Source organism: Fibrobacter sp. UWB7, assembly GCF_900142945.1.
Classification (GTDB): domain Bacteria; phylum Fibrobacterota; class Fibrobacteria; order Fibrobacterales; family Fibrobacteraceae; genus Fibrobacter.
Genome location: NZ_FRCO01000002.1, coordinates 414,378 through 439,877 on the forward strand (window position 1 = coordinate 414,378; position 25,500 = coordinate 439,877).

Genomic DNA, 25,500 nt, shown 5'->3' on the forward strand with positions numbered 1-25,500 from the left:
TTTCTTTTACATTTTTAACCGCTTTTTCATGAATTGAAGCGGGCTTTACGCATTTTGTAGCGAGTTGGCACAGTTTTTGCATATAGGGCGCAAAAACTAAAAAGGATTTCTATGCAAGCACAAGCTCTTTACGATCCAGCCAACGAACATGACGCCTGCGGCGTCGGCTTGGTCGCCAATATAAATAATATCGCTTCTCACCAGATTGTTGTCCAGGGTATCACCGTCTTAAAGCGCCTCCTCCATCGTGGTGCAACGGGTGGTGACCCGGAAACGGGTGATGGTGCCGGCCTTTTGCTTTCGATGCCGCACAAGTTCTTCCACAAGATCTACAACGATCTTCCGAGCCGTTACGGCGTGGCGATGATCTTTGTCGAAAATACTGTGGCTGCCGATTCTGCCGATGCAGAAATTGAAAAGTTCGCTGCTGCTGAAGGTGCTCCGGTTGTCAAGATCCGTGAAGTTCCGGTGGACCCGTCCGCTATCGGTCACACGGCTCGCGAAACGCTTCCGCACATCCGTCAGTACATTTTTGACGGTTCCAAGTTCGAATCGAACGAAGCATTCGAAATCAAGCTGTTTGTGCTCCGCCGCTTGATCGAAAAGTCTGTCAAGAACCTCTACATCTGCTCTTGCAGCTCCAAGACGATTGTTTATAAGGGCCTCTTGCTCGCCACACAGATCGAAGGCTTTTACAAGGATTTGAAGGATAACGATTTCGAAAGTGCTATTGCACTTGTCCACCAGCGTTATTCGACCAACACGTTCCCGACTTGGCCCTTGGCCCATCCGTTCCGCTACCTCGCTCACAACGGCGAAATCAACACGCTCCGCGGTAACCTGAACAGTCTCAAGGCTCGTGAACCGTACCTCAAGAGCGACCGCATTGGCGAAGATTTGCAGAAGTGCTTGCCGCTGATTGCCGCAGGCCAGAGTGACTCCGCTAGCCTCGACAACATGTTTGAACTTTTGGTGGCCGCTGGCCGTAGCCTCCCGCATGCGATGCTCATGATGATGCCGCAGGCTTGGGGTGCAAAGCATTACCTCGGCCGCGATGTGCGTGGTTTCTTCGAATACGAATCCATGTTGATGGAACCGTGGGACGGCCCGGCAGCGGTCGCATTCTCCGACGGCGTGAACGCTGGTGCCATTTTGGACCGCAACGGTCTCCGTCCGGCACGTTACACTTTATGTAAAGACGGTTTGTTTGTCATGGCATCCGAAACGGGTGTGCTCGACATCGACGACGACCAAGTTGAAGAAAAGGGTCGTTTAAAACCGGGTGAAATCATTTACCTCGATATTGAAAACCACCGCATCTTGAAGAATGCGGAAATGAAGGCTCTCGTCGCCCGCAGCAAGCCGTACCGCCGCTGGGTTGCCGAAAACAAGATGAGCGTTCGTGGCCTCTTCAGCGAAATCAATCCGTCTGACGTTCCTGCCGATTTGCTTATCCAGCAGAAGCGCTTTGGTTACTCTGCCGAAGACTTGAGCGTGATTTTGCAGCCGATGGCAAAGACGGGCGCAGAACCGCTCGGTTCCATGGGTAACGACGCCGCTCTCGCCGTGCTTTCTGACAAGCCGCAGCCGTTGTTCAACTACTTCAAGCAGCTGTTCGCCCAGGTGACGAACCCGCCGATTGACCCGATTCGTGAAGAACTCGTGATGAGCCTTACGACCTACATCGGTAACCACGGCAACATTCTCGAAGAAACTCCGGAACAGGCTCACCTCATCAAGATTCCGCGTCCGGTTGTGACCGAAGACGAAATCCGCCGTTTCGAAAACATCGGCGACAAGAGCTTTACCGCTAAGGTGCTCAAGATGCAGTTCCCGATTGGCGGCAATGGCGAAGTTCTCGAAGAAGCTTTGCAGAAGCTCGCTGGCGACGCTATCCGCGCCGTGCAGGACGGCTTCAACATCATAGTCCTTTCCGATAAGAACGTGGATTGGGGCTATGTCCCGATGCCGTCGCTCTTGGCTACCGCTTGCGTGAACCGCTCACTCGTCGAAGCTGGCGTCCGTCCGGAAATCGGTTTGATTGTGCAGTCCGGTGAAGTTCGCGAAGTCATGCATTTTGCCCTTTTGCTCGGTTACGGCGCAACGGTCATCAACCCGTATCTCGCTCTCGAAAGCATCACGAACATGTGCCATACCGGCGAACTCGATGTGGACCCGGTCACGGCAGCGGCCAACTACATCAAGGCTGTGGACAAGGGTCTCTTGAAGATCATGTCCAAGATGGGTATCTCTACGCTCCGCAGCTACCGCAGCGCTCAAATTTTCGAAGCCGTCGGTCTCAACCGCGAATTTATCGACAAGTACCTCCCGGGTACTGCAAGCCGCATCGAAGGTATCGGTCTCAAGGAAATCGCTCAGGAAATCGACGCTCGTTGCCACATCGCTCTTGCCGACGCTAGCAGCGTTCTCAAGGAAGGCGGTCAGTACCGCTATCGCAGCGAAGGCGAACGCCACTTGTGGACTCCGCAGTCCATCGCTGCATTCCGTCAGGCTGTGCAGATGGGCGATTACGAAAAGTTCAAGGCTTACTCCAAACTCATTGACGACCAGTCCGAACGTCTCGCAACGCTCCGCGGTCTCTTCAAGTTCAAGGAAACGACTCCGATTGATATTTCCGAAGTCGAATCTCGTGAAAGCATCGTCAAGCACTTTGTCGCTGGCGCTATGAGCCTTGGCTCCTTGAGCCCGGAAGCTCACGAAACTATCGCTATCGCCATGAACAGCGTGGGTGCCATGAGCAACTGCGGTGAAGGTGGTGAAGACCCGGATCGCAATACTCCGGGGCCGAACGGTGAAATCCGCAGCTCTGCTATTCGCCAGATCGCTTCTGGTCGTTTCGGTGTGACAATTGACTATCTCCGTCACGCTAAGGATTTGCAAATCAAGATGGCTCAGGGCGCAAAGCCGGGTGAAGGTGGTCAGCTCCCTGCTCGTAAGGTGAATGAATTTGTGGCTCGCGTGCGTCACTCTATCCCGAATGTGTCGCTCATTTCTCCGCCGCCGCACCACGATATTTACTCCATCGAAGACTTGGCTCAGCTCATTTACGACTTGCACAACTCCAACCCGAAGGCTCGTGTTTCTGTGAAGCTCGTGTCCGAAGTCGGTGTCGGTACGATTGCAGCCGGTGTTGCCAAGGCTCACGCAAACGTCGTTCTCATCTCTGGTCACGATGGTGGTACGGGCGCATCTCCGCTCACCTCCATCAAGCATGCCGGCCTCCCATGGGAACTTGGTATTGCTGAAGCGGAACAGACTCTCGTTTTGAACAACCTCCGTGGTCGCGTGAAGCTCCAGGTCGATGGTCAGCTCAAGACCGGTCGTGACGTTGTGATTGGTGCTCTCCTCGGTGCCGAAGAATTTGGCTTTGCCACGAACTTGCTCGTATCGCTAGGCTGCATTATGGACCGCCGCTGCCATACGAACCAGTGCCCGATGGGCCTTGCTACGCAGGATCCGGAACTCCGCAAGCACTTCAAGGGCAAGCCGGAATACGTCAAGAACTTCTTGTTCTTCATCGCTGACGAAGTCCGCGAAATCCTCGCAAGCCTCGGTCTCAAGAGCCTCCATGAAGCCTGCGGCCGCAGCGACTTGCTCGATGTGAACCACGCTATTGAATTCTACAAGGCAAAGCACCTCGACTTCAGCAAGGTCTTCCAGACTGTTGAAGGCTGTAAGTCCTTCGATGAAAATTATGAACCCGAAGAACTCGTCAACTTTGACCGCCGCGAAATTCTCCCGTTCGTTCAGGATTCCTTCAAGGAAGGCAAATCGGTTGAACTTTGTGCTATGATCCACAATACGGACCGTACGGTCGGTACAGAAACTTCTGGCTACGTGGATGACTTCTACGGTGCAAAGGGTCTCCCAGAAGATACGATCAAGATTCATTTGCAGGGTGTTGCTGGCCAGAGCTTCGGTGCATTCCTCGCTCCGGGTGTTACGCTTGACCTCGAAGGTGAAGTCAACGACTTTATGGCAAAGGGACTCAGCGGTGGTAAGATTATCGTTCGCCCGCCGCACAACGCAACGTTCAAGGCCGAAGACAACGTCATCGCTGGCAACGTCATCGGTTACGGTGGCACAAGCGGTAAGGTGTTCATCAACGGTCTCGCTGGCGAACGCTTCGGTATCCGTAACTCCGGTATGCTCCTCGTCTCTGAAGGCGTTGGTGACCATGGTTGCGAATACATGACGGGTGGTCGTGTGGTCGTGCTCGGTCGCGTGGGCGTGAACTTCGCTGCCGGTATGACGGGTGGTCTCGCTTACGTCTACGACGAAACGGGTCACTTTGACTTGAGCTGCAACGTGGATTCTGTGGACCTTGAAAGCGTGCTTCCGGGTACGGAAAGCGAAAAGGAACTCCTCGACATCATCAAGCAGCACGTCGAAGCTACTGGTTCTGCAAAGGGCAAGCGCATTCTCGAAGACTGGAATGATGCCCGTCCGAAATTTGTAAAGGTATTCCCGGTTGAATACCGTCACGCTTTAGCTATGCACACTCAGAAGTAAACCGGTACGGAGGATATAATGGAAACAGTACAGAGAATACAAGATGTTTACCGTCCGGTTGATGAACGTGTCAAGGACGTGAAAGAAGTTGAACGCCCGTTGACTGCCGTTGAAATTGTGGCTCAGGCCGGTCGCTGCTCAAATTGCGGCGTGCCTTTCTGCCACGGTGCAGGTTGCCCGCTCGGAAACCTCGTTCCGGAATTTAACGAAGCGGTTGCTGCAGGCGATATCCGCAAGGGTTACGATATCATTAGCAAGACGGCTTTCTTCCCGGAATTCACGGGACGCGTTTGTCCGGCTCTTTGCGAATCTTGCTGCACGCGTAACTTGAATGACGATGCCGTGATGGTCCGTCAGGTCGAAAAGTTCATGATCGAAACAGCCTTCGAAGAAGGCTGGGTGAGTCTCCCGACGGCTGAATCGAACGGAAAGACTGCCGCCGTGATTGGCGCTGGTCCTGCGGGCTTGTTTGCTGCCGAAGCGCTCCGTCGCAAAGGCTTTGCCGTGACGGTTTACGAAAAACACGAAAAGCCGGGTGGACTCCTGCGTTACGGCATTCCGAACTGGAAGCTCGAAAAGCAGGTGATTGACCGCCGCGTAGCTCTCCTCGAAGCCGCTGGCATCAAGTTTATTTGCAATACCGAAATCGGCAAGGATATTTCTGCTGAATACATCCACCGCAATTTCGATTACACATTCCTCGCCATTGGTACGCCGAACGCTCGTGACTTGAAAATCCCGGGCCGTGAAGCCGAAGGCATTTACCTCGCTCTCGATTACTTGCACGGTGCCGAAATGCCTGATTGCAAGGATCCGGAAAAGTACAACGCCAAGGGCAAAAAGGTCTTGATCATTGGCGGTGGCGATACGGGTAACGACTGCGTGGGTAAAGCTATCCGTGAAGGATGCAAGAGCGTTCTCCAGGTGGAATTCATGCCGAAGCCGCCTGAGACTCGTTCACCCTCTACGCCGTGGCCGGATTGGCCGTACTTGCTGCGCACAAGCTACGCACACCACGAAGGCGGCGAACGTCGCTGGAATGTTTCGTCCAAGCAGTTTATTGTCAAGGACGGTCACGTGGCCGGTGTCGAAGCAGTCCGTGTCGAATGGGACATGTCTCCGCTCGGCAAGCCGCTCAAGCCGAATGAAGTTCCGAATTCTACGGAAATCATCGAAGCTGATTTGGTCGTGCTCGCCATGGGCTTTACAGGCGTTCCGGCGGAAGGCCTCGTGAACGACTTGGGCTTGAAACTTACGCCACGTACGGCAATCATCCCGGACCCAGCACGTAACATTTACGCGGTCGGTGACTGTGCTAACGGAGCTTCGCTTGTGGTTCGCGCCATGGCAAGCGCTAAGCAGGTCGTAAACCGACTCAAGTAATACATCTCCGTTCCTGAAACTCAAGAGTTTTACAATTTTTGTAAAACTCTTTTCTTGTTTTTACACATTTTGTAAAATATTTCATTTCCTGAAAATCTCTTAATTTTCAAAATCCTTGAAATTACTTCAAAATCAGCGCTTTTACTGAAATTGTAAAAGTGGCACGATTTTTGCCTATAGAGCGCGAATAGCGTAAAAAGGATTACATTTTATGTCTTTAAAATTTTCAAAATGGACTGGTCTCGGCAACGACTTCGTTCTTGTCGAACCTGGTGAGTCTTTCGACATGACTCCGGGCAAGGCTCTGGAACAGCGTGTAATTGAACTTTGCGATAGACGCTTTGGCATTGGCGCTGATGGAGTAGTTGTCGTGACTCCGATAAACGAAAATGTAAAAAGCAACGAATTTGAAATGCGCATCTTCAACGCAGACGGCTCCGAAGCCGCCATGTGCGGAAACGCCACGCGTTGTGTTGCGAAATTTATCCAAAGTCGCGGTCTTAGCGATGATAGCAATTTTGTTTTGCACACCAAAAGCGGTCTTGTAAAGCCATCCGTTCTGCCGGATGGCCGTGTTTGTGTAAATATGGGCCTCCCGCGCGAATTCTTGGGAACCATCAAGCTTACGGCAGACACTTTTGATTTTACGGGCGTAACAGTTTCTATGGGCAACCCGCATACCGTTATCTTCGTAGACGACATCGAAAAAATCCAGCTTGAAAATTGGGGAAGCATCCTCGAAGTGGACAAGATTTTCCCTGACCGTTGCAACATCGAATTTGCACAAGTGATCAACGAAAATACGATCCGCATGCGCGTCTGGGAACGCGGTTGTGGCGTGACGATGGCTTGTGGCACCGGAAGCTGCGCAACGCTTGTTGCCGCTCAGCGCACAGGTCGCATCGGTCTCGAAGCAGACGTTGTCTTGGATGGCGGAACGCTTCACATCAAGCACGAAGAAGGCGGCCCCGTCTTTATGACCGGCCCCGCAAAAGAAGTCTTTAAGGGCGAAATCTAAATCGTTTAGACGAGAGAGCTCGTAAAACCTATTACCTAAAACCGAATACTTAAAAATGAACAATTCAATCATCAATCCGTACTACGATCGTCTTCCTGGCAGTTACCTTTTTTCAACAATTGCCAAGAAAATCAAGGAATACCAGGGCACCCACGAAAATGCAGACATCATCCGCTTGGGCATTGGCGATGTGACCTCTCCGATTATCCCCGCTGTAATCGAAGCCATGCACAAGGCCGTGAACGAAATGGGTGTCAAGTGGACGTTCCGCGGTTACGGTCCAGAACAAGGTTATGATTTCCTTCGCGAAGCCATTATCCGTGGCGAATACACTCCGCGCGGCATTGAAATGGATCCGAACGATGTGTTCGTGAGCGATGGTTCCAAGTGCGATGTTGCAAACATCCAGGAACTCTTCTCGGCAGATGCCAAAATCGCAATCCCGGACCCGGTTTACCCCGTGTATCTCGATAGCAACGTGATGGCAGGCCGTACAGGGGTTCTTCAGGACGACGGTCATTTCTCCGAAGTGACTTATCTCGCCTCAACGGCAGAAAACAACTTCCAGCCGGACTTGCCCAAGAATCCCGTCCAATTGATTTATCTTTGCAGCCCGAACAACCCGACCGGTACGGTGCTCACTCGTGAAACGCTCCAGAAGTTTGTGGATTACGCCAACGAAACTGGTGCAATTATTTTGTTCGATGGTGCATACAACTGCTACATCCGCGACGAAAAGCTCCCGCACTCCATTTACGAAATTCCGGGCGCTCGCACTTGTGCCATTGAATTCCGCAGCTTCAGTAAGACCGCCGGATTCACGGGCGTTCGTTGCGCATACACAATTGTCCCGCACGAACTTGAAAAGCTCCGTGCCATGTGGAACCGCCGTCAGTGCACTAAGTTCAACGGAGTAAGCTACGTGACACAGCGCGCTGCAGAAGCTATTTACACACCGGAAGGCTGGGAACAGACAAAGGCAGTCATCAACGGTTATATGGCTACAGCTGCAAGAATCCGTAAGGAATTGACGGAATGCGGTTATACCGTTTTCGGTGGCGAACACGCTCCTTATATTTGGTGGAAATTGCCGGAAGGCGAAAAATCGTTTGACTTCTTTGACCGCTTGCTTGCCACTTGCGAAGTTGTCGGCACGCCGGGTAGTGGTTTTGGTCCCTGCGGTGAAGGCTATTTCCGCCTGACCGCTTTTGGCGACCCAGATCAGACTGCAGTTGCCCTCAAGCGCATTAGAGAAAAGTTGTAAAACTAAGTCATTAGTTATTGGTCAAAGCCCTTTAGTATATAACAATCATTTACTATTTTACAAATTATGAAACAACCAATAGGTTCAGAAATCGCGGTCGTTCAAAAGATCAGCACAATCATTATCCACGAGAGAAACGTTGAAAAGCTCTTGGATAATGTGCTCACCATTTTGGATACCGACATGGGAATGCTGAACGGCACGTTTACTTTGCTGTTCGGTAATACCTTAAAAATTGAAGCATCGCATGGACTTGATGAAAAGAAAAAGCGCCTTGGCCAATATCAGGTGGGCGAGGGCATCACTGGACATGTGGCAGAAACAGGCCGCAGCCACGTGATTCCCGACTTGCGCAAGGATTCTCGATTCTTGAACCGCACAGGCGCACGCAATTACGATAGCCAGGTCGCATTTATCTGCGTTCCTTTGATTCACGATGAACAAATTATCGGAACGCTTTCAGTTGACCGTCCTGTCGATGTGACGACGGATCTGGACCGCGATGTCGCACTTTTGGAAATTATCGCGAACATTACGGGTGATGCCGCTAGCGAATGCCAGACAATGCTTGTGGAACGCCAGTCCTTGATTGACGAAAACCAGAAGTTGCGTGACATGCTCAGCGGTAAGCCGAGTGAACTTGTTGGCAACTGCCGCGAAATGCAGATTGTGTACGAACAAGTGCGTCAAGTCGCTCCGTCGGATGCGACCGTGCTTATTCGCGGTGGTAGCGGTACGGGTAAAGAGATGATCGCTCGTGCAATTGTGCAGCTTTCATCTCGTAAAGACAAGCCGTTTGTAACGCTCAACTGCGCAGCCCTCCCAGAGAATCTTGTGGAAAGCGAACTTTTCGGTCACGAAAAAGGCGCATTCACAGGAGCCATTAACATGCGCAAGGGCCGTGCAGAAATTGCCGATGGCGGAACGCTCTTCCTCGACGAAATTGGCGATTTGACAATGCAGACTCAGGTCAAGCTGTTGCGCTTTTTGCAAGAACGCACGTTCAGCCGAGTCGGCAGCAACGAAGAACTCCATTCTGATGTTCGCTTCTTGGCAGCCACAAGCCGCAACCTCGAAGAACTCATGGAAAAGAAACTCTTCCGCGAAGACTTGTTCTACCGCTTGAATATTTTCCCGATTGCGATGCCGGATTTGGCAAAGCGCCAGAGCGACATTATTTTGCTTGCCGAGCATTTCATTGAAAAGATGAATCTCAGGTACGGCAAAAAGATTGTTCGCTTGTCCACAACAGCAATTAATCTTTTGATGAGTTATCATTGGCCGGGTAACGTCCGTGAACTTGAAAACTGCATTGAACGCGCCGTGCTTACGGCAACAGACGATTGCATCCATAGCTACAATCTTCCGCCTTCATTGCAGACAAGCTTAAGTACGGGCACCGGAAAAATCATTACCGATCACGCTCCGCTTGACGTGATGATGTGCAATTACGAAAAGGAATTGATCACAGAAGCTATCAAGCGCAACGACGGTAATATTTCGGCAGCGGGCCGCGAACTTGGCATTTCTCCGCGAATGATGAATTATCGAATGAACAAACTAGGATTGATTACAAAATAAAATGTTCGGTTTTTACAGAATCGCTTCTGTGTGCCCAACTTTGAAAGTTGCGGATACGGAATTCAATACTGATGAAATCATACGCTGCGGTCTCCTCGCCAAAAACGAAGGGGCCGCAGTTGTCGTTTTCCCTGAACTCTGCATTACGGGTTACACCTGTAGTGATTTGTTCCATCAAGAGCTTTTGCTGAAGAAATCGTTTGCATCGCTTTTGAAAATTGCAAAGGCATTTGATGGTTCCGACATGATTGTCGCTGTGGGGCTCCCGCTCCGAATGTTCGGTAAACTCTATAATTGCGCCGCCCTTTTGCAACGCGGAAAGATTATTGGCGTTACGCCGAAAATCCACCTGCCGAACCAGCGTGAATTTTACGAAAAACGCCATTTCAATAGCGGTCGCGATTTGCTAAGCGCAAACAGTGCTAAAATCGGCGGTTACGGGAAAACTCCGCTCACGTATTCGTTTGATGGCTTGGGCGAGGTTCCGATAACAAATTTCTTTATGGTAAACGGTAGCGAAGAAATACGCATTGGCGTGGAACTTTGCGAAGACTTGTGGACAGCGTCACCGCCTAGCGGTGAACTCGCTTTGGCTGGCGCTAATGTGATTTTAAATTTGTCTGCAAGCGATGCGCTCGTGGGGAAGGGCGATTACCGCCGTAATCTCGTGATGAATCAGTCTGCACGCTGCATGGCGACGTACGTTTATGCATCTGCCGGCGTTCACGAATCCACGACCGACATGGTCTTTAGCGGACATTTGATGATTGCCGAAAACGGCTCCATGCTCGCCGAACGCAAAAATTACAGTCGCAAAAGTGAAATCGTTTTTGCCGATATCGATGTACAGCGTTTGAATGCCCAGCGCTTAAGCGAGGGCAGCTTCCAAGATTTCGATTCCACAGAATATTTTGCAAAAGCCGCAAATTTTACATCACTTCCCGTTGTTGCGAATGATTCTGAAAAGCCCACGGAAGGTCTTAAATACCGCTACATTGCGCCGATGCCTTTTGTTCCAAGCGACATAGCACATCGCGATTCCAACTGCCGCGAGATATTCAATATCCAATGCGCAGGGCTTGCGAAACGTCTAGAATCTTCGTATGCCAAGCGTGCGGTTCTCGGGCTCAGTGGAGGTCTAGATTCAACGCTTGCATTGCTAGTCGTTGTCGAAACATTCAAGTTGCTGAATCGCCCGCTGAACGAAATTCTCGTGATTACAATGCCAGGATTCGGCACAACCAAACGCACAAAAAATAACGCTGTTGCGATGGCGGAGCTCTTGGGCGTTGAACTCCGAACAATCGACATCAAGCCTTCATGCTTGCAGCATTTCAAAGACATCGGTCACGATGCTGCAAAACTTGACGTGACGTACGAAAACGTACAGGCTCGCGAACGCACCAAGATCTTGATGGACTTGGCAAATAAAGAAGGAGGCATTGTCGTTGGAACGGGCGACCTTTCCGAAATCGCTCTTGGTTGGAGCACGTATAATGCCGATCATATGTCCATGTATGCCGTGAACTGCGATATTCCAAAGACGCTCGTGCGTCACGTTGTCGCATGGTACGCCGATCACGTACAGGAATTGATGGGGGAGAGTGCGGCAAATTCCCAGGATTCCGCGAAAGCCCTCGCCGATGTTCTCCGCGACATTTTGGATACGCCTGTTTCGCCAGAACTTTTGCCCGCCGATAGCAACGGACAAATAGCGCAGAAAACAGAGTCCATTCTCGGGGCTTATGAAATCCACGATTTTTATCTGTATCATTTTACAAAATATGGTGCAGAACCACGCAAATTGCTTTACTTGGCCGAGAAAGCTTTTGGGGCCAAAGTGGGCGAGGATGGCTCCGCAATTGAAGCGAAATACCCACATGAAGAGCTAGTTCGCGTTCTTAAGCTCTTCTTGAAACGCTTCTTTGCTCAGCAATTCAAGCGCAGTTGCATCCCGGATGGTCCAAAGGTCGGAACGATTTCGCTCTCTCCGCGAGCCGACTGGCGAATGCCCAGCGATGCATCTTCTGCGGACTGGCTCAAAGAAATCGAGAATCTCTGAGCCGCACGGAATTCACCAAACGAACATTTCCAAGCCGCCTCGTGCGGCTTTTTTTGTAGCACAAAATCGAAAAATAGTTGCTACGCACAAACGTAAAACCCCGGAACATTCGTTCCGGGGTACTTTAGTCAACAGAGATACTTTTTGTAGTTGTTAGTTATTGGTTGTTGGTCGTTAGTTTAAGGCTTGGAAACTTCAGTAAGTTTTTTAACTAATGACTATTGACTAATAACTAAGTGCTAAATTACATGTTGCTGAAGATTTGGAATCCGCTGTAAGCTTCTTGACCGTGTTCAGCTTGGTCAAGGCCGCGAAGTTCTTGCTTTTCAGTCACGCGGAGACCCATGGTCTTCTTGATGATGAAGAAGATGAGGCTTGCGGCAGCGAAGCACGGGACAGCGTAGGCGAGGACGCCAACAGCCTGAGTGCCGAGCGTGTAGTCACCAGTGATATCGAAGATACCGACAGCGAGCGTACCCCAGACACCATTCACGAGGTGGACAGAGAGAGCACCGACCGGGTCATCCAAGTGCAAGCGGTCGAACATGAAGACTGCACCGACGACGAGCACACCAGCGATAGCACCGATAATCCAGGAAGAAAGCGGGGTCACGACGTCTGCACCAGCGGTGATAGCGACGAGACCAGCAAGGCATCCGTTGAGAGCCATGGTGGCGTCCGGCTTCTTGGAAACGATCCAGCTTGTAAGCGTTGCGGTGATGATGCCTGCGACAGCAGCGAGGTTCGTGGTCACGAGAATCCAGCTAGTAGCCTTCGGGTCGCCGTTGAGAGCAGAACCGGCGTTGAATCCCCACCAACCGAACCAGAGCATGAACACACCGATTGTTGCAAGCGGAATGTTGTGAGCCGGGATAGCGTGAACCTTGCCACCGACATACTTACCGATACGCGGTCCAAGAATCATCACACCAGCGAGAGCAGCCCAACCACCCACAGAGTGGACGAGGGTAGAACCGGCGAGGTCGTGGAAACCGTGAGCACCGAAGGTGGAGAGCCAGCCGCCGCCCCATGTCCAGCTACCGACAACAGGGTAGACGAGAGCCACGTAGGCGATGGTGAAAACGAGGAAGGAGTTTAGCTTCACACGTTCAGCAACGGCACCAGACACGATCGTTGCGGCGGTTGCTGCAAACATTGCCTGGAACAGCCAGTCTGTGAACAACGTAAAGTGTCCGTTGTAGGCTGCGGTGAAGTTTGCCGGATTTGCCCAGTCGCCAATGCCGAAGCCGGCGAAACCGAGAATGCCGTTGAAAGTACCCGGGTACATAAGGCCAAAGCCGAGCAAAGCGTACATCGTGATACCGATTGCCGGCACAGCGATGTTTTTGAAAGCGACGTTTGCAGAGCACTTAGCACGCACAAGGCCTGCTTCGACACATGCAAATCCAAGACCCATGATGAACACCAACATGGCGCTGATCATGATCCAAATGTTTTCCGTCATAAAGATGGCGTCGTTGACGGTTGCGACTGTTGCTACTTCGTTCATTTGTATAAATCCTTTTTGAAAATTTTAGTTTCTAATTCTGAATTCCTGATTCCGAATTAACCAATCGCTTCCGGTCCAGTTTCACCCGTGCGGATGCGAACACACTGTTCAAGCGACGTGACGAAAATCTTTCCATCGCCGATGGCACCCGTACGAGCGCCCTTGATGATGGCATCGATGCAAGGCTGCACAAATTCATCATTCACGGCAATCTTCAGACAAATTTTCTTGAGCAAATTAACTTCAGTAACAACGCCACGGAAACGTTGATTGTAGCCCTTCTGCTGGCCGCAACCAAGAACGTTAGTGACAGACATCTTGTAGATTTTGTTCTCGTATAGCGATTGCTTTACGCTATTGAGCTTTTCAGGTTGAATGTAAGCTGTGACGAGCTTCATGTTGGTATCCTTTTTTTGAGGTTTCTTTTTGTTCGCACTCGTATTTGCAAAATGCGTGCCAAAAAATTTTCCAACATATAAAAAAGCCCGCAATCCCTTATTCTATGCGGGTTACGGGGCGGTGTAGGGGAGAGACTTCCCTCAAATGAAAGATTTACAAGAAATGTAAGAAAGGCTTTTTATTTACAGAGCGTGAAAATTTTACGCTCTCTACGCCACAAAAATTATTCACAACAATGATCGATTGACCTCTAATCCTCATCTTCTACAAGAATTCCTGTAGCGTTGATTTCGTCGCAGTCGGCAATAAAATCCGGAGCACTTACTGGAATCGAGTTTACAGTCGTAAGCGTTAGAGACTGTGTAATATTTTTTCCGTTACAATATACAGTTCCACTCAGAGGATCCTTTCTTGCATCTTCCTTCGCCTGATTGCAAATTTCAGAAATGGTGGTCTCAGGAATAGCATCTGCAAATTGCATTACTTCGGACATTACCAAAGTACCTCTATTATAGTTCATGTTTATATTGATGATGATTGAATCAGGTTTAACTGCGGTCATCACAAATGCGGTATCCAAGTCGACGAAAACTTCACACACGGCATCGTTTGGTTTCTCTTTGTTGCTGACCGGAACTTGGAACGAAGAACTCGATAGGGAAGAAGGATTACTTGTAGAACTCGATGAACCATATACTTCAACCAGGTTCATCAGTTTGCAGAGTTCTTTTGAAGACTCGACAATTTCATCGGCGTTTTTGTCGTTGGCAGAATTAATATACTTGACCGATATGGTATGTCCATCACATAATACGCTTGCGTTATTGTAACCAGCTGCACTTTCTTTTGCTTCTGCACACGTCTTTTCGACTTCGGAATCAGAAATAAAAGCATCGTAAGTAGTCACCATGTCCATTTCGACATCAGTTCCAACGAGAGTCATTTTCATCTGGACGCTTTCCGAATTTGCTACGGTAAAATCCATAACGACCACATTGTCGGATAACTTTGTTACTGAGCATTCGTTTTTCGTAAAATGCTGAAGTTGGTTTCCATTTGAACTTGACGAAGTCTGGTTGACCGAAGATGAGCTTTCGTTCGTTTTCGCCACAGAAGAACTGCTGTGGTTTGAGAATACAGAGGAACTGCTATTGTTTTGGAATTCTGAAGAGCTACTTGCGATAGAATTTGCAGAGTTTGGATTTTCAATCCCCTGGATCGAAGATGACGATTCTGCGATTGGAGCGATAGGAGAGGAGGATTCATCAGGGGAGCATGCCATAAATGCGAGGGTCGCTACAGCGGTGATGGGAAAAAACTTTTTAAACATGAAATAAATCCTTCTTATTTTCGTCTTGTTGACTGAATTTGTTATAAAAATACAAATTTTTCAGCAAAAATAACCAAATAATTTGTTGAATAAAGAGCGTTGTTTAAGTATATTTTCCGACAAAACTAAAGAAGAAGAAATTATAATGAAAAAATTTTTTGCATTCCTACCAATCATGGCAATCCTCACCGCCTGTGACCCCGCTGACTCCAACCCTAATGATGTGGCTTTTGATCAAGGAACTCTCCAGCACGAGCGCCATTTTGAAAATAAGATCGGTAACGCCAAATGCGAAGTCTACGCCACGGACCACAGCGTTTCTGTAAATCTCAAAGCCACTGTATTTACAGATAATTCCTACGTAAACGAGCTAATTGAGGCTGATTACGACAATCCTACTTTTTACAGCGATAAAATTGACTATGCAGGAATATTTAAATCCACATCACAGTTCTGTGATAAAATGAAAGACGCTGCTGAAAAAATGGATGATGGTCATTATAAATGTTCTGATGGCAGTGCCCAAGTTACGGCTACTTTGGGGGAACAGGATCCATCCCAAACATCGCTTGCTGTATCAAAAAAGATTACAGATATGAAACAGTACTGCGACGATTCTTATGATCATTTTTCAAGCGTGCTAGATAAGTTGGCTGAGGGAACCGGGCTCACAGATGATAAAAAGCCCAATAAAGCAGAAAAAGCCCAGCTTTGCGAATCCATGAAAGTCGGGACCAGCGTACAGACCCGAATCGTTTATTCCGATAAAACTCTTACAGAAATTGTTTCTGTTCAGGATGGAATTTATTCCTTCTTTGAAATCTATGAAAAGATTGACGAAGCCACTTTTGCGCAAATTTGCGAAAATTATAAAAAACAAAGTTCCATCAAGAATTTGGTCTGCTCTGATTATATCATCCAATACGATTCCCCTAATCAATCTTCAGTTAGCTTAGATAGCTATGTGGAGATTATGCAGGATGTGGCATGTCCGGCATTGCTCGATGGCACCATGACATATGAAGACTTGATTTTTGCGAAATAAAAAGAAGCGGGCAAAAGCCCGTTTTTCTTTTCTAAGGTTTAGTTTACATAACGTAGATTATCGGTAATATAAAATTTAGGAAGGGGAGTCACGCTTGTTTCACATTAAAACAATTTTTGACTTTTTTTGTTGGCATGGTATTTGCTATCTTTGTGTCGAAATTGTAAAACAGATGTCCGTACGGACAATTTTTAAAGGAATATTGATATATCATGGCTGAAGAAAAGAATCCGGAACAGAATGTCGAACCGAATGATGCTGAACGTGCTCAATTTGAACAGGATGTGCTGAAAGCCGCCCAGGACGCAATGAATCTCGAAGCCGAAGCCAACAAGGCCGACGCCTCTCAGGATTCCGCCAAGACTTCCGACGCTGAAGGCAAAAAAGCCGAAGAAAAAGCCGCCGAACAGCCCGCAGCACCTTCCGCCGAAGATGTTCTGAAACAGCAGCTCGCCGAATCCAACGACCGTTTTGTGCGTTTGATGGCCGAATTCGAAAACTTCCGCCGCCGTAATGCCAAGGAACAGCTTGAACTCATCGAAACCGCGAACGGCAAGCTCCTCGAAAAGCTCTCTGAAGTCCAGGACAATTTCGAACGTGCTTTCGCCAGCGAAAACAAAGCCAAGGATCTCGAAGCCTTCGAAAAAGGCATGCAGATGATTTACAACCAGTTCGCCAAGGTTCTCACGGACGCAGGACTTGAACAGATTGACCCGACCGGCAAGGAATTCGACCCGAACCTCCACGAAGCTCTGATGCAGCAGCCCTCCGAAACTATCCCGGAAGGTCATGTTGTCACCGTATTCCAGAAGGGCTACAAGCTCAAGAACAAAATCTTGAAGACCGCAAAGGTTATCGTTTCCTCCGGGAAATAACCCCCATATTCCCCGCCTTTATGCCCGCCACTCCCCCGTGAGCGGGCTTTTCTTATCTCCCCCTTTTTGATAAATTGACAATAGAGATTTACGCAAGCGATTAACCGCAAACATTTTCAGATATATCTTTGTTATTGGGTGTAGGAATTAACAAGGAATGGAGATCAAGATGTTTGGTAAAAACCTAATCGTTTCTTCCGTATTGGCCTTGGCTTGTACGGGTTTCGCTCAGAAAATTGTAATCACGACGAACTATACGGCGGACCCGGCGCCCTATGTCCATGGGGATACGGTTTACCTGTACACGACCCACGACGAGGACAATGCCGACGGGTTCATGATGTACGACTGGCTGTTGCACACTTCCACGGACATGGTCAACTGGACCAGCCACGGTGCCGTAGCGAGCTTGGGCGACATCAAGTGGTCCTCTAAAACCAACGGGGCCTGGGCAGAACAGGTCATCGAGCGCGACGGCAAGTGGTTCATGTACGTCCCCATTCACGGCAATGGCATTTCCGTCTTGGTGGCGGACAGCCCTTATGGCCCCTTCAAGGAACCTTTGAACAAGGCGCTGGTCTGGCAGCGCGAGCACTGGAACGATATCGACCCTACCGTCTGGATTGACGACGACGGACAGGCCTACATGTACTGGGGCAACCCCGAATTGTACATGATCAAGTTGAATAAGGACATGATTAGTACTCAGGGCTCCATCGTCACCTACCCCAAAATCAAGGATTACCAGGAAGGCCCCTGGGTTTACAAGCATGGCAACAATTACTACATGACTTTCGCATCCACCTGCTGTGCCGAAGGTATCGGGTATGCCATGAGCGACAAAATCACGGGCCCCTGGACCTACAAGGGCGACATTATGCCGCATTCTTCGCGCAGTAACGGAAACCACCCGGGTATCATCGATTTCAAGGGGAAATCCTACGTTTTCGGCCTAAATTACGAACTTTGGCGTTACAAGTCCGAGAAGATGGGCCAGAAATTCCAACACAAGGAGCGTCGTTCTGTCGGCCTTTCCGAAATGAAGTACAACGCCGACGGCACTATTCAAAAGATTGACTATTGGCCGGACAATGGCGTGGCCCAGCTGGAAGATTTCGACCCGTACAAGCGCGTGGAAGCGGAAACCATGTCGTGGGGCGAAGACGTGAGGGTCCGTAAGAGCGGTACTGCCGGCAATACGGTCATCACCAATCTTTCCGAAGGAAAATACACCAAGATTAGTGGCGTGGAATTCGGCGATGCAGGCGCAGAAAGCTTCTCGGCATCCGTTCTGAACGTCAAGAAGGCGTCGAGCATCACCGTCCGTCTGGACAAAGTGAACGGCGAAATCATTGGCAAGGCGGAATTTAGCGCAGACGGCCTCGTAACAGTGCCGCTGACCGGTGCGGTCGGCAAGCACGACGTGTTCTTCGTGTTCGCGGGCGATTTCGAGGCGGACTACTGGGAATTTGAGGACAGCAAGACCGCTATTCCGCAAAGCCCGTTCTGCAAGGAAAAACTCAAAGATGCAGAAGCCAAGTGTGATGTACCAGTCGTAGGTGCAAGCGTTGAAGGCCCCGCAAACTTCATCGACTTCGAAAACTATGACGTGGGCGGTGCCGGCAAGGCCTACTATGACATGGACACCGAAAACCAAGGCAAGGAATATCGCGAAGACCGTGTGGATATCGTGAAGAACGGCGACGGATTTGCCGTGGGCTACACGCAGAAGGGTGAATGGCTGGAATACACCGTGAACGTCGAAACTAGCGGAACCCTCCCCTTCGAACTTTCTTACGCAACAGGCATGGAAAGCGCAAGCGTACGATTCTTCATGGACAATGAACCCATCACCGATACACTCTCGCTTTCTGGAACCGATGACTTCGATACATACGCTACGTACAAAGGCAAAACAACCAAGGAACTCACCAAAGGCGAACACGTGCTCAAAGTCCTAATAACAAGCGACTACGTGAACCTCGACTGGATTGCCTTTGGTAAAATTGATGGCGATATTATGGACAAGCGCAATGGCACCACGGGCATAAAGCCGAAAATCGCCGCCGGAGCCGCGGGCGCATTCGCGAGAGTTGCGGGCACCTACAGGGTGTTTGACCTGATGGGAAATGAACTCGGCAAAGTCCGCCTTAACGCAGGAGCTTCGCTGACAGACATCAAAACGAGCCTCAAGATCGCTGGTTATCACAACGGAGCTTATATCGTTCGCAACTCCGTCGGACAGACCTTTAGAGTTAACTTCGGAAAGTGACACGGAGTGTCATCCTGAGCGAAAAATCCTCCCCAGTGGAGGATTTTTTTCCTATCTATTCAGAAAAATAATATTCTTAATATATTACTTGTAATTTTGCTTAAAATATTGTATTTTTAGAAAGGAGGTTTCCTATGCCTTGTATTTTGCCGGTATCCGATTTGCGTAATTACAACGAAGTTCTTCAGAATGTATCTGAAGAGTCTCCAGTATTCCTAACCAAAAATGGTCGGGGTTGCTATGTTGTCATTGACATTAAGGAGTACGAACGGATGGTTGCAGCTTTGAAACTCCAGAAGGCTCTTGCCGAGGGTGAACGATCTGCCGAACAGGGTGGCTGGCTTTCCGCTGCGAATGTGCGAAAGAAATACGAGGTGTAGATGCCCGTCATCATTTTTTCGCCAAAGGCCTCCGAGGATTTGGATTCATTCAAAGCGTATTTTTTATACTTTCATCAGTTCACGGCCGATTCGGTGAAATTCCTCGTCGATTTTTTTACGACGGGCTGCAGAAGGTTTCTTTGTTCCGTTCACATAGGCGGCAAATAAAGGTTGCGGGATTCCTAGTCTGCGGGCAAATGCAGCCGCATTTAGTTCAGGAAAGAGCCAGAAAACGCGTCCAACGGGGTTCATTTTCTTTGGTGCGAAGAATCCGGAGAGAGCCAAACCTTCGTCTAGATCGTCAAACCAAACTCCATCAAGGTCTACTCGACAATTTTCCAATTGTTCTCTTGTTGCGCTTCTAAGCGGTTCGTAATCGCGGATAAGTTCCGTGCCAATGCGTCCGTCTTTCAATTCGACACATATAGCATCCTTTTCCACCCAGACTCTTTTCACGTCTTTTTCTGTAATTTCACTCATAAGACTACTCCTATCCGAAAATTTCGAACCATTTGCTTATAATCAACATGCTATTCTCGGTCGCCAATTCACCGGCTTTTGCCATATCCGCTTTTGACAACTTTCCAAATATGGGTCTAGCTATTCCATTAACAATCTCGAATTTCGCTATTTTTCCCTGTTTTCTTACGTGAACATGCACCGGTTCGTGCTCATTCATATAGAAGAAAAACGAGAATCCTTCCGCTTCAAATATCTTTGGCATAATAAATGTAGGTTATTATTTAATAACCGTCAATAGGTTGATTGATTAGAATTTTAAATCTATCAATTAGATTTTGAATTTGTGCAGTCAGTTGTTTGCAAAATTTTTCACGATAAAGCACACCTCTTGCAAATGAGATGGTACGAACACTTTTTTTTATACATTTTTTTATACATTTATTCACAATGATTACGTTTCGGTTTTTGAATGAATAATTTCAGATTACCTCTACTAGCTATGGTATTTTCCCTTTTGTCGGGATGTAGCATAATCGCAAGGCCTCCATCTGCAGCGGCGTTTATGGGGTCATTCCGAGACAACTTTTCAACCAATACTCTTACACTAGCTCATTACAGCGGAGATTTGGTTCACGAAACAAAGGAAAATGATAGAGAATCTTCTCGACATAAATTTGATGTTTTAGAAGCTGATGAATGGCCTGCTGATATTTCTTTTTTTCATTTTTTTAATTGGTCCTATTTTTCCCTTGGTTTTGGATTACAAAGTTTAACTTTGATGTTACAACCAGGGTTTGTTTCCGAACATTTTGGAGTGATGAGTTGGGGCTCTCTTGGTCTTATGGGTGGAATTTCGACAATTGAGCAAATGCATTGGGGAGATGATTGGAGATTGGGGTTTACGCAGCACGTTTCTGTAAATGGACGTGAATTTTATTTGAAAGACAGTTACTGTGGTGATGGTGGCATTTTTGTTCCTCCTGGAGCTTGTTCTGGAGATCCTGAACCAGTTCGATATACCGAATTTGGTGCCGGAGCATATATTTCGTATGGTCGTTTTTCTTTTGAATTTCGCTATGGACGTGATATTAGTGAAAGCAGAAACCGATACACTTTTTCTATAGATTGGTCGTTTTATGAAAAAGGCTCTTCCTCAGACTACAGTTTACCGCCTTCGGTTTACTAAATAAAAAGTAGCCCCCTCCCCTATTCAAGACATCACTGAATCCTTCCGCCCTGCGGTCGTCTGGATGACGCTGTGGGGCGTTCTTTTTTGAAACAGCCCCGTTTTTGCCCTTTTTTAGCCCCAAAAATGTTTCAGAACGAAACAAAAAGGGCGCTTTTCGGGGTTGGCACGGCTTTTGCTAATGTATCGGCGTAAAAAACTCCCCACTCAAACAAAAACACTGGGGATCAAGAATTTAAAATAGGAGATTAAAATCATGGGTAAGATTATTGGTATTGACTTGGGTACGACAAACAGCTGCGTTGCCGTGATGGAAGGTGGCAAGCCGGTCGTCATCGCCAATGCAGAAGGTTTCCGCACTACGCCGTCTATTGTCGCTTTTGGCAAGAACGGTGAACGTCTTGTGGGCCACGTTGCAAAGCGCCAGGCAATCACGAACCCGGAAAAGACGATTTATTCTATCAAGCGTTTCATGGGCCGTACGGCTGGCGAATGCTCTGCTGCCGAAAAGAACATGCCGTACAAGCTCGTCGGCACGGGTTCTGATCCGGTCCGCGTTCAGATTGACGACAAGCAGTTTGCTCCTCCTGAGATTTCCGCTGCTGTTCTTCAGACCATGAAGAAGATTGCCGAAGATTACCTCGGCCAGACGGTTTCCCAGGCTGTGATTACGGTCCCGGCTTACTTTAACGACTCTCAACGTCAGGCTACAAAGGACGCTGGTAAGATTGCTGGCCTCGAAGTTCTCCGTATCGTGAACGAACCGACGGCAGCAGCTCTTGCTTACGGTCTTGACTCCAAGAAGAGCGAAAAGGTTGCTGTGTATGACCTCGGTGGTGGTACGTTCGATATTTCCATCCTCGAAATTGACGATGGTATGTTCAGCGTGAAGGCCACGAACGGTGATACGATGCTCGGCGGTGACAACTTCGATGAAGTCATCATTGACTGGATCAACGACGAATTCAAGAAGGAAAATCCTGGCATTGACCTGAAGAAGGACAAGATGGCACTCCAGCGTTTGAAGGATGCTGCTGAAAAGGCTAAGATTGACCTTTCTGCTACGACTTCTACGAACATCAACCTTCCGTTCATCACTGCTGACGCTTCTGGTCCGAAACACCTCGACCTCACCCTCAGCCGTGCAAAGTTTGACCAGCTCACCGCTCACCTCGTGGAACGCTCCATGGAACCGTGCCGCAAGGCTATCAAGGACTCCGGTCTTTCTTTGAGCGAAATTGACGAAGTGATTCTCGTCGGTGGTTCTACCCGTATTCCAGCCGTTCAGGAAGCCGTGAAGAAGTTCTTCGGCAAGGAACCGAACAAGACTGTGAACCCGGACGAAGTGGTGGCTATCGGTGCTGCCGTTCAGGGCGCTGTGCTTTCTGGCGACTCCGCTGTGAAGGACGTGCTCCTCCTCGACGTGACCCCGCTTTCTTTGGGTATCGAAACTCTCGGTGGCGTGATGACCAAGCTCATCGACCGTAACACCACGATTCCGACCAAGAAGAGCCAGGTGTTCTCTACCGCCGAAGACAACCAGCCGGCTGTGACCATTCACGTGCTCCAGGGCGAACGTGAATTTGCCCGCGACAACCGTACGCTTGGCAAGTTCGACTTGACCGACCTCCCGAAGAAGCCGCGTGGCGTGCCGCAGATCGAAGTGACCTTCGACATCGACGCAAACGGCATTGTGCATGTGTCTGCTAAGGACAAGGAAACCGGCAAGGAACAGTCCATTAAGATTACTTCTTCTAGCGGTTTGTCTGAAGACGAAATCAACAAGATGGTCAAGGATGCCGAAGCTAACGCTGCCAAGGACAAGGAACAGCGCGAACTCGTGGACATCAAGAACCAGGCCGAACAGATGGCATACCAGGCTGAAGGTCAGCTCAAGGAATTTGGCGACAAGCTCCCGGCCGACACCAAGAGCCAGCTCCAGGCTGCTATCGAGGATATCAAGGCCAAGAAGGACAACGGCACCAAGGAAGAAATCAAGGCCGCTATGGACAAGCTCCAGGGCATGATTAGCTCCATGGCTCAGGCCGCCGGTGCAAACCAGGCTCAGCCAGGTCCGCAGCCGGGTGCCTCTGAACAGCCGAAGAACGACAAGAAGGGCGATGGTCCGGAAGTCGTCGACGCTGAAGTGGTTGACTAATTTCAACCTTCAAAAAACAAATAGGATTCGCCTCTCAAAAGGGGGCAATCCTTTTGTTGTAAAATAACGATTTTTGATTTTTTATATGATGAGTTTGCCCGGAGGGCAAAATGGCTGAAAAACGAGATTATTACGAAGTTTTGGGCGTCGGCAAGGACGCAAGTGCTGATGAAATCAAGCACGCTTATAAGAAGCTTGCTATCAAGTACCATCCGGACAAGAACCCGGGCGATAAGGAAGCTGAAGAAAAGTTCAAGGAAGCTGCCGAAGCTTACGACGTACTCTCTAATCCTGAAAAGCGCAAGAACTACGACCAGTTCGGCTTCAACGCTCCTGGTGGCGGTTTTGGCGGCGGCGGATTCGGTGGTGCCGGATTCGACATCAACGATATCTTCAGCCAGTTTGGCGATATCTTTGGTGGTGGCTTTGGTTTCAGTGGCGGAGGCCGCAGAAGTTCTCGCAAGGCAGGTCCTCCGCGTGGTAATGACTTGCAGATCAAGGTGGCTCTTAGCTACAAGGAAATTTTCGAAGGCTGCACCAAGAAGGTTCGCTTAAAACGCTATACGCCGTGTACGGAATGTAACGGCAAGGGCGGTACGAACGTCAAGGAATGTAGCACCTGCCATGGCACGGGTCGCGTGCGTCGTGTGTCGGGTGGATTCTTCCAGATGGTTTCCGAAAGCGCTTGCCCCACTTGCGGTGGCACTGGTGAAGTAATTGCAAATCCGTGCTCTCACTGCCACGGCGAAGGCCGCATCCAGGAAAGCGAAGAAATCTCCATCAAGATTCCGGCAGGCGTGAGCGAAGGTCAGTACCTGAACCTCCGTGGCGAAGGCAACTGCGGTCCGCGCGGTGGCGCTTGCGGCGACTTGCTCGTCGTGATTGCCGAAAAACCGGACGATTTCTTCAGCCGTGAAGGCGACGACTTGCATTGCGAAGTCAAGATTCCGGTCCACAAGCTGGTTCTTGGCGGTACGCAGCGCATTCCGACCATCAGCGGTGATGAAATCCAGATCAAGATTGCCGCTGGCACTCAGGCTGGCAGCGTTCTCCGTCTGCGCGATCAGGGCTTGTGGCCTCTCAAGAAACAGGGTGACCGTGGAAGCCTCTACGTGCAAATTGGTGTGGACATTCCGAAGGACATCTCCCGCGAAGAGAAGGAGCTTTACCAGAAGCTCGCTGAACTCCGCAAGGACAAGGAAACCGCCCAGGAAGAATCGTTCCTTGAGAAGATGAAGAACCTGTTCAAGTAAAGCATCGAAGGAACTAAGAAAAATCTCCCGAACGTTCAAAAAGCGTTCGGGATTTTTTATAGTAACACATTTTCACTCCTTAGGTGTTTAATAAGTAAAAGCTTAGAAAGCACATGCAAAATACGTCATTGCGAGCGTCGCAGAAGCGCGGCAATCTCGAATAGCTTTTATGAATTTATTAAGGAGTCCGAAATTGAAGTATGTTATCTTGAACGCAAGCCCTCGCCCAAATAGCAATATCAGCCAAATGCTTGGGATAGTCCGCAATGAACTGTTGGCTTGTGGAGACAGAGTCCTTTACGTTGATGTTTGCAAATTGCAATTCCGCCCGTGCATCGGTTGTATGAAATGCCGTAGCACACATGATTGTGTTATGCCTGATGACGAAGCCAAACAAGTTCTGCGGCTCGTACAAGATTGCGATGCTCTCATTGTGGGCTCGCCGTGCTACTGGGGGAACATGACGGGGCAACTCAAAATGCTTTTTGACCGCTGGGTTTATGGCATGATGGACCATAGCGAAAGCGGCTACCCCATTCCACTTCTCAAAGACAAAAGGGCGGTCATTATTACCACCTGCTCTACCCCGTGGCCGTTCAACATTTTATTCAAGCAATCTGCAGGTACTGTTCGTGCACTCAAGGAAGTTCTTTGCTGGAGCGGGTTCAAGATTGCTGGTGTTCTGCAAAAAGGCGGTACCCTCAAGAACAAAGAACTCTCCTCACGCGAAATCGCCAAATGCCGTAGCTTCGCGAACAAGCTCCACCACAAGCATTCGTAAAGTTCAAC

18 protein-coding genes are annotated in these 25,500 nt (G+C 49.2%); 14 read left to right on the forward strand and 4 right to left on the reverse strand.

All coding sequences use genetic code 11. The features are described from left to right. The first annotated feature begins 111 nt into the window (after positions 1-111). From gltB to BUC30_RS07245, 6 genes are all read left to right on the forward strand, one after another. A complete protein-coding gene (gene gltB / locus BUC30_RS07220; protein ID WP_073424217.1) occupies positions 112-4,533 on the forward strand; it encodes a glutamate synthase large subunit in 4,422 nt (1,473 codons plus the stop codon). Positions 4,534-4,551: 18 nt separating this feature from the next. Beyond that, positions 4,552-5,916 (forward strand): glutamate synthase subunit beta, encoded by a 1,365-nt coding sequence (locus BUC30_RS07225; RefSeq protein ID WP_073424218.1) that lies wholly within the window; start codon positions 4,552-4,554, stop codon positions 5,914-5,916. Positions 5,917-6,127: 211 nt separating this feature from the next. Further along, the gene (gene dapF / locus BUC30_RS07230; RefSeq protein ID WP_073424219.1) at positions 6,128-6,934 is read left to right on the forward strand and encodes a diaminopimelate epimerase; all 807 of its coding nucleotides are present in this window, start codon (positions 6,128-6,130) and stop codon (positions 6,932-6,934) included. A gap of 55 nt (positions 6,935-6,989) precedes the next feature. Continuing rightward, positions 6,990-8,198 carry an LL-diaminopimelate aminotransferase gene (locus tag BUC30_RS07235; protein WP_073424220.1) on the forward strand — a complete coding sequence of 403 codons (1,209 nt, stop codon included), beginning with the start codon at positions 6,990-6,992 and terminating at the stop codon, positions 8,196-8,198. A 66-nt stretch (positions 8,199-8,264) separates the two neighbouring features. Beyond that, the gene (locus tag BUC30_RS07240; protein WP_073424221.1) at positions 8,265-9,779 is read left to right on the forward strand and encodes a sigma 54-interacting transcriptional regulator; all 1,515 of its coding nucleotides are present in this window, start codon (positions 8,265-8,267) and stop codon (positions 9,777-9,779) included. Position 9,780: 1 nt separating this feature from the next. Beyond that, positions 9,781-11,841 (forward strand): NAD(+) synthase, encoded by a 2,061-nt coding sequence (locus BUC30_RS07245; RefSeq protein ID WP_073424222.1) that lies wholly within the window; start codon positions 9,781-9,783, stop codon positions 11,839-11,841. 244 nt (positions 11,842-12,085) lie between these two features. Here BUC30_RS07245 and BUC30_RS07250 read toward each other — a convergent pair whose 3' ends face one another. The 3 genes from BUC30_RS07250 to BUC30_RS07260 form a co-directional block, all read right to left on the reverse strand. Further along, complete coding sequence (locus BUC30_RS07250) at positions 12,086-13,351, reverse strand: ammonium transporter (protein ID WP_014546485.1); 1,266 nt, start codon at positions 13,349-13,351, stop codon at positions 12,086-12,088. 56 nt (positions 13,352-13,407) lie between these two features. After that, a complete protein-coding gene (locus BUC30_RS07255; protein WP_073424694.1) occupies positions 13,408-13,749 on the reverse strand; it encodes a P-II family nitrogen regulator in 342 nt (113 codons plus the stop codon). 251 nt (positions 13,750-14,000) lie between these two features. Continuing rightward, complete coding sequence (locus tag BUC30_RS07260) at positions 14,001-15,080, reverse strand: hypothetical protein (RefSeq protein WP_073424223.1); 1,080 nt, start codon at positions 15,078-15,080, stop codon at positions 14,001-14,003. Positions 15,081-15,225: 145 nt separating this feature from the next. On the opposite strand from BUC30_RS07260, the gene BUC30_RS07265 reads away from it, so the two are divergent. The 4 genes from BUC30_RS07265 to BUC30_RS07280 all read left to right on the forward strand — a co-directional run bounded on the left by BUC30_RS07265 (position 15,226) and on the right by BUC30_RS07280 (position 19,652). Continuing rightward, the gene (locus tag BUC30_RS07265; protein ID WP_073424224.1) at positions 15,226-16,125 is read left to right on the forward strand and encodes a hypothetical protein; all 900 of its coding nucleotides are present in this window, start codon (positions 15,226-15,228) and stop codon (positions 16,123-16,125) included. A gap of 212 nt (positions 16,126-16,337) precedes the next feature. Continuing rightward, entirely contained in the window at positions 16,338-17,000 is a 663-nt protein-coding gene (gene grpE / locus BUC30_RS07270) for a nucleotide exchange factor GrpE (RefSeq protein WP_073424225.1), read from the forward strand. A 169-nt stretch (positions 17,001-17,169) separates the two neighbouring features. Continuing rightward, on the forward strand, positions 17,170-19,272 hold the full coding sequence (locus BUC30_RS07275; RefSeq protein ID WP_073424226.1) for a family 43 glycosylhydrolase: 2,103 nt from the start codon (positions 17,170-17,172) through the stop codon (positions 19,270-19,272). 134 nt (positions 19,273-19,406) lie between these two features. Continuing rightward, positions 19,407-19,652, forward strand: coding sequence for a type II toxin-antitoxin system prevent-host-death family antitoxin (locus BUC30_RS07280; RefSeq protein WP_073424227.1), 246 nt, complete (start codon positions 19,407-19,409; stop codon positions 19,650-19,652). A gap of 63 nt (positions 19,653-19,715) precedes the next feature. Here the strand turns inward: BUC30_RS07280 and BUC30_RS07285 are convergent, their stop codons facing one another. After that, positions 19,716-20,132: a DUF2442 domain-containing protein gene (locus BUC30_RS07285; protein WP_073424228.1), complete on the reverse strand. Its 417-nt coding sequence runs from the start codon at positions 20,130-20,132 to the stop codon at positions 19,716-19,718. A 451-nt stretch (positions 20,133-20,583) separates the two neighbouring features. On the opposite strand from BUC30_RS07285, the gene BUC30_RS15885 reads away from it, so the two are divergent. The 4 genes from BUC30_RS15885 (at position 20,584) to BUC30_RS07310 (ending at position 25,492) form a co-directional block, all read left to right on the forward strand. After that, positions 20,584-21,300, forward strand: a complete 717-nt coding sequence (locus BUC30_RS15885) for a hypothetical protein (RefSeq protein WP_170861516.1) — start codon at positions 20,584-20,586, stop codon at positions 21,298-21,300. A gap of 256 nt (positions 21,301-21,556) precedes the next feature. Beyond that, positions 21,557-23,458 (forward strand): molecular chaperone DnaK, encoded by a 1,902-nt coding sequence (gene dnaK, locus BUC30_RS07300; protein ID WP_073424231.1) that lies wholly within the window; start codon positions 21,557-21,559, stop codon positions 23,456-23,458. Positions 23,459-23,568: 110 nt separating this feature from the next. Then, entirely contained in the window at positions 23,569-24,711 is a 1,143-nt protein-coding gene (dnaJ, locus tag BUC30_RS07305) for a molecular chaperone DnaJ (protein WP_073424232.1), read from the forward strand. Positions 24,712-24,904: 193 nt separating this feature from the next. Next, complete coding sequence (locus tag BUC30_RS07310; RefSeq protein WP_073424233.1) at positions 24,905-25,492, forward strand: flavodoxin family protein; 588 nt, start codon at positions 24,905-24,907, stop codon at positions 25,490-25,492. Positions 25,493-25,500: the final 8 nt, after the last annotated feature.

Coding starts and splice junctions, on each gene's coding strand:
- BUC30_RS07255 (WP_073424694.1), bottom strand. CDS start 13,749: ATGAAGCTCGTCACAGCTTACATTCAACCTGAAAAGCTCAATAGCGTA.
- BUC30_RS07225 (WP_073424218.1), top strand. CDS start 4,552: ATGGAAACAGTACAGAGAATACAAGATGTTTACCGTCCGGTTGATGAA.
- grpE (WP_073424225.1), top strand. CDS start 16,338: ATGGCTGAAGAAAAGAATCCGGAACAGAATGTCGAACCGAATGATGCT.
- BUC30_RS07240 (WP_073424221.1), top strand. CDS start 8,265: ATGAAACAACCAATAGGTTCAGAAATCGCGGTCGTTCAAAAGATCAGC.
- BUC30_RS07275 (WP_073424226.1), top strand. CDS start 17,170: ATGTTTGGTAAAAACCTAATCGTTTCTTCCGTATTGGCCTTGGCTTGT.
- BUC30_RS07260 (WP_073424223.1), bottom strand. CDS start 15,080: ATGTTTAAAAAGTTTTTTCCCATCACCGCTGTAGCGACCCTCGCATTT.
- gltB (WP_073424217.1), top strand. CDS start 112: ATGCAAGCACAAGCTCTTTACGATCCAGCCAACGAACATGACGCCTGC.
- dnaJ (WP_073424232.1), top strand. CDS start 23,569: ATGGCTGAAAAACGAGATTATTACGAAGTTTTGGGCGTCGGCAAGGAC.
- dapF (WP_073424219.1), top strand. CDS start 6,128: ATGTCTTTAAAATTTTCAAAATGGACTGGTCTCGGCAACGACTTCGTT.
- BUC30_RS07265 (WP_073424224.1), top strand. CDS start 15,226: ATGAAAAAATTTTTTGCATTCCTACCAATCATGGCAATCCTCACCGCC.
- BUC30_RS15885 (WP_170861516.1), top strand. CDS start 20,584: ATGAATAATTTCAGATTACCTCTACTAGCTATGGTATTTTCCCTTTTG.
- BUC30_RS07250 (WP_014546485.1), bottom strand. CDS start 13,351: ATGAACGAAGTAGCAACAGTCGCAACCGTCAACGACGCCATCTTTATG.
- dnaK (WP_073424231.1), top strand. CDS start 21,557: ATGGGTAAGATTATTGGTATTGACTTGGGTACGACAAACAGCTGCGTT.
- BUC30_RS07280 (WP_073424227.1), top strand. CDS start 19,407: ATGCCTTGTATTTTGCCGGTATCCGATTTGCGTAATTACAACGAAGTT.
- BUC30_RS07235 (WP_073424220.1), top strand. CDS start 6,990: ATGAACAATTCAATCATCAATCCGTACTACGATCGTCTTCCTGGCAGT.
- BUC30_RS07245 (WP_073424222.1), top strand. CDS start 9,781: ATGTTCGGTTTTTACAGAATCGCTTCTGTGTGCCCAACTTTGAAAGTT.
- BUC30_RS07285 (WP_073424228.1), bottom strand. CDS start 20,132: ATGAGTGAAATTACAGAAAAAGACGTGAAAAGAGTCTGGGTGGAAAAG.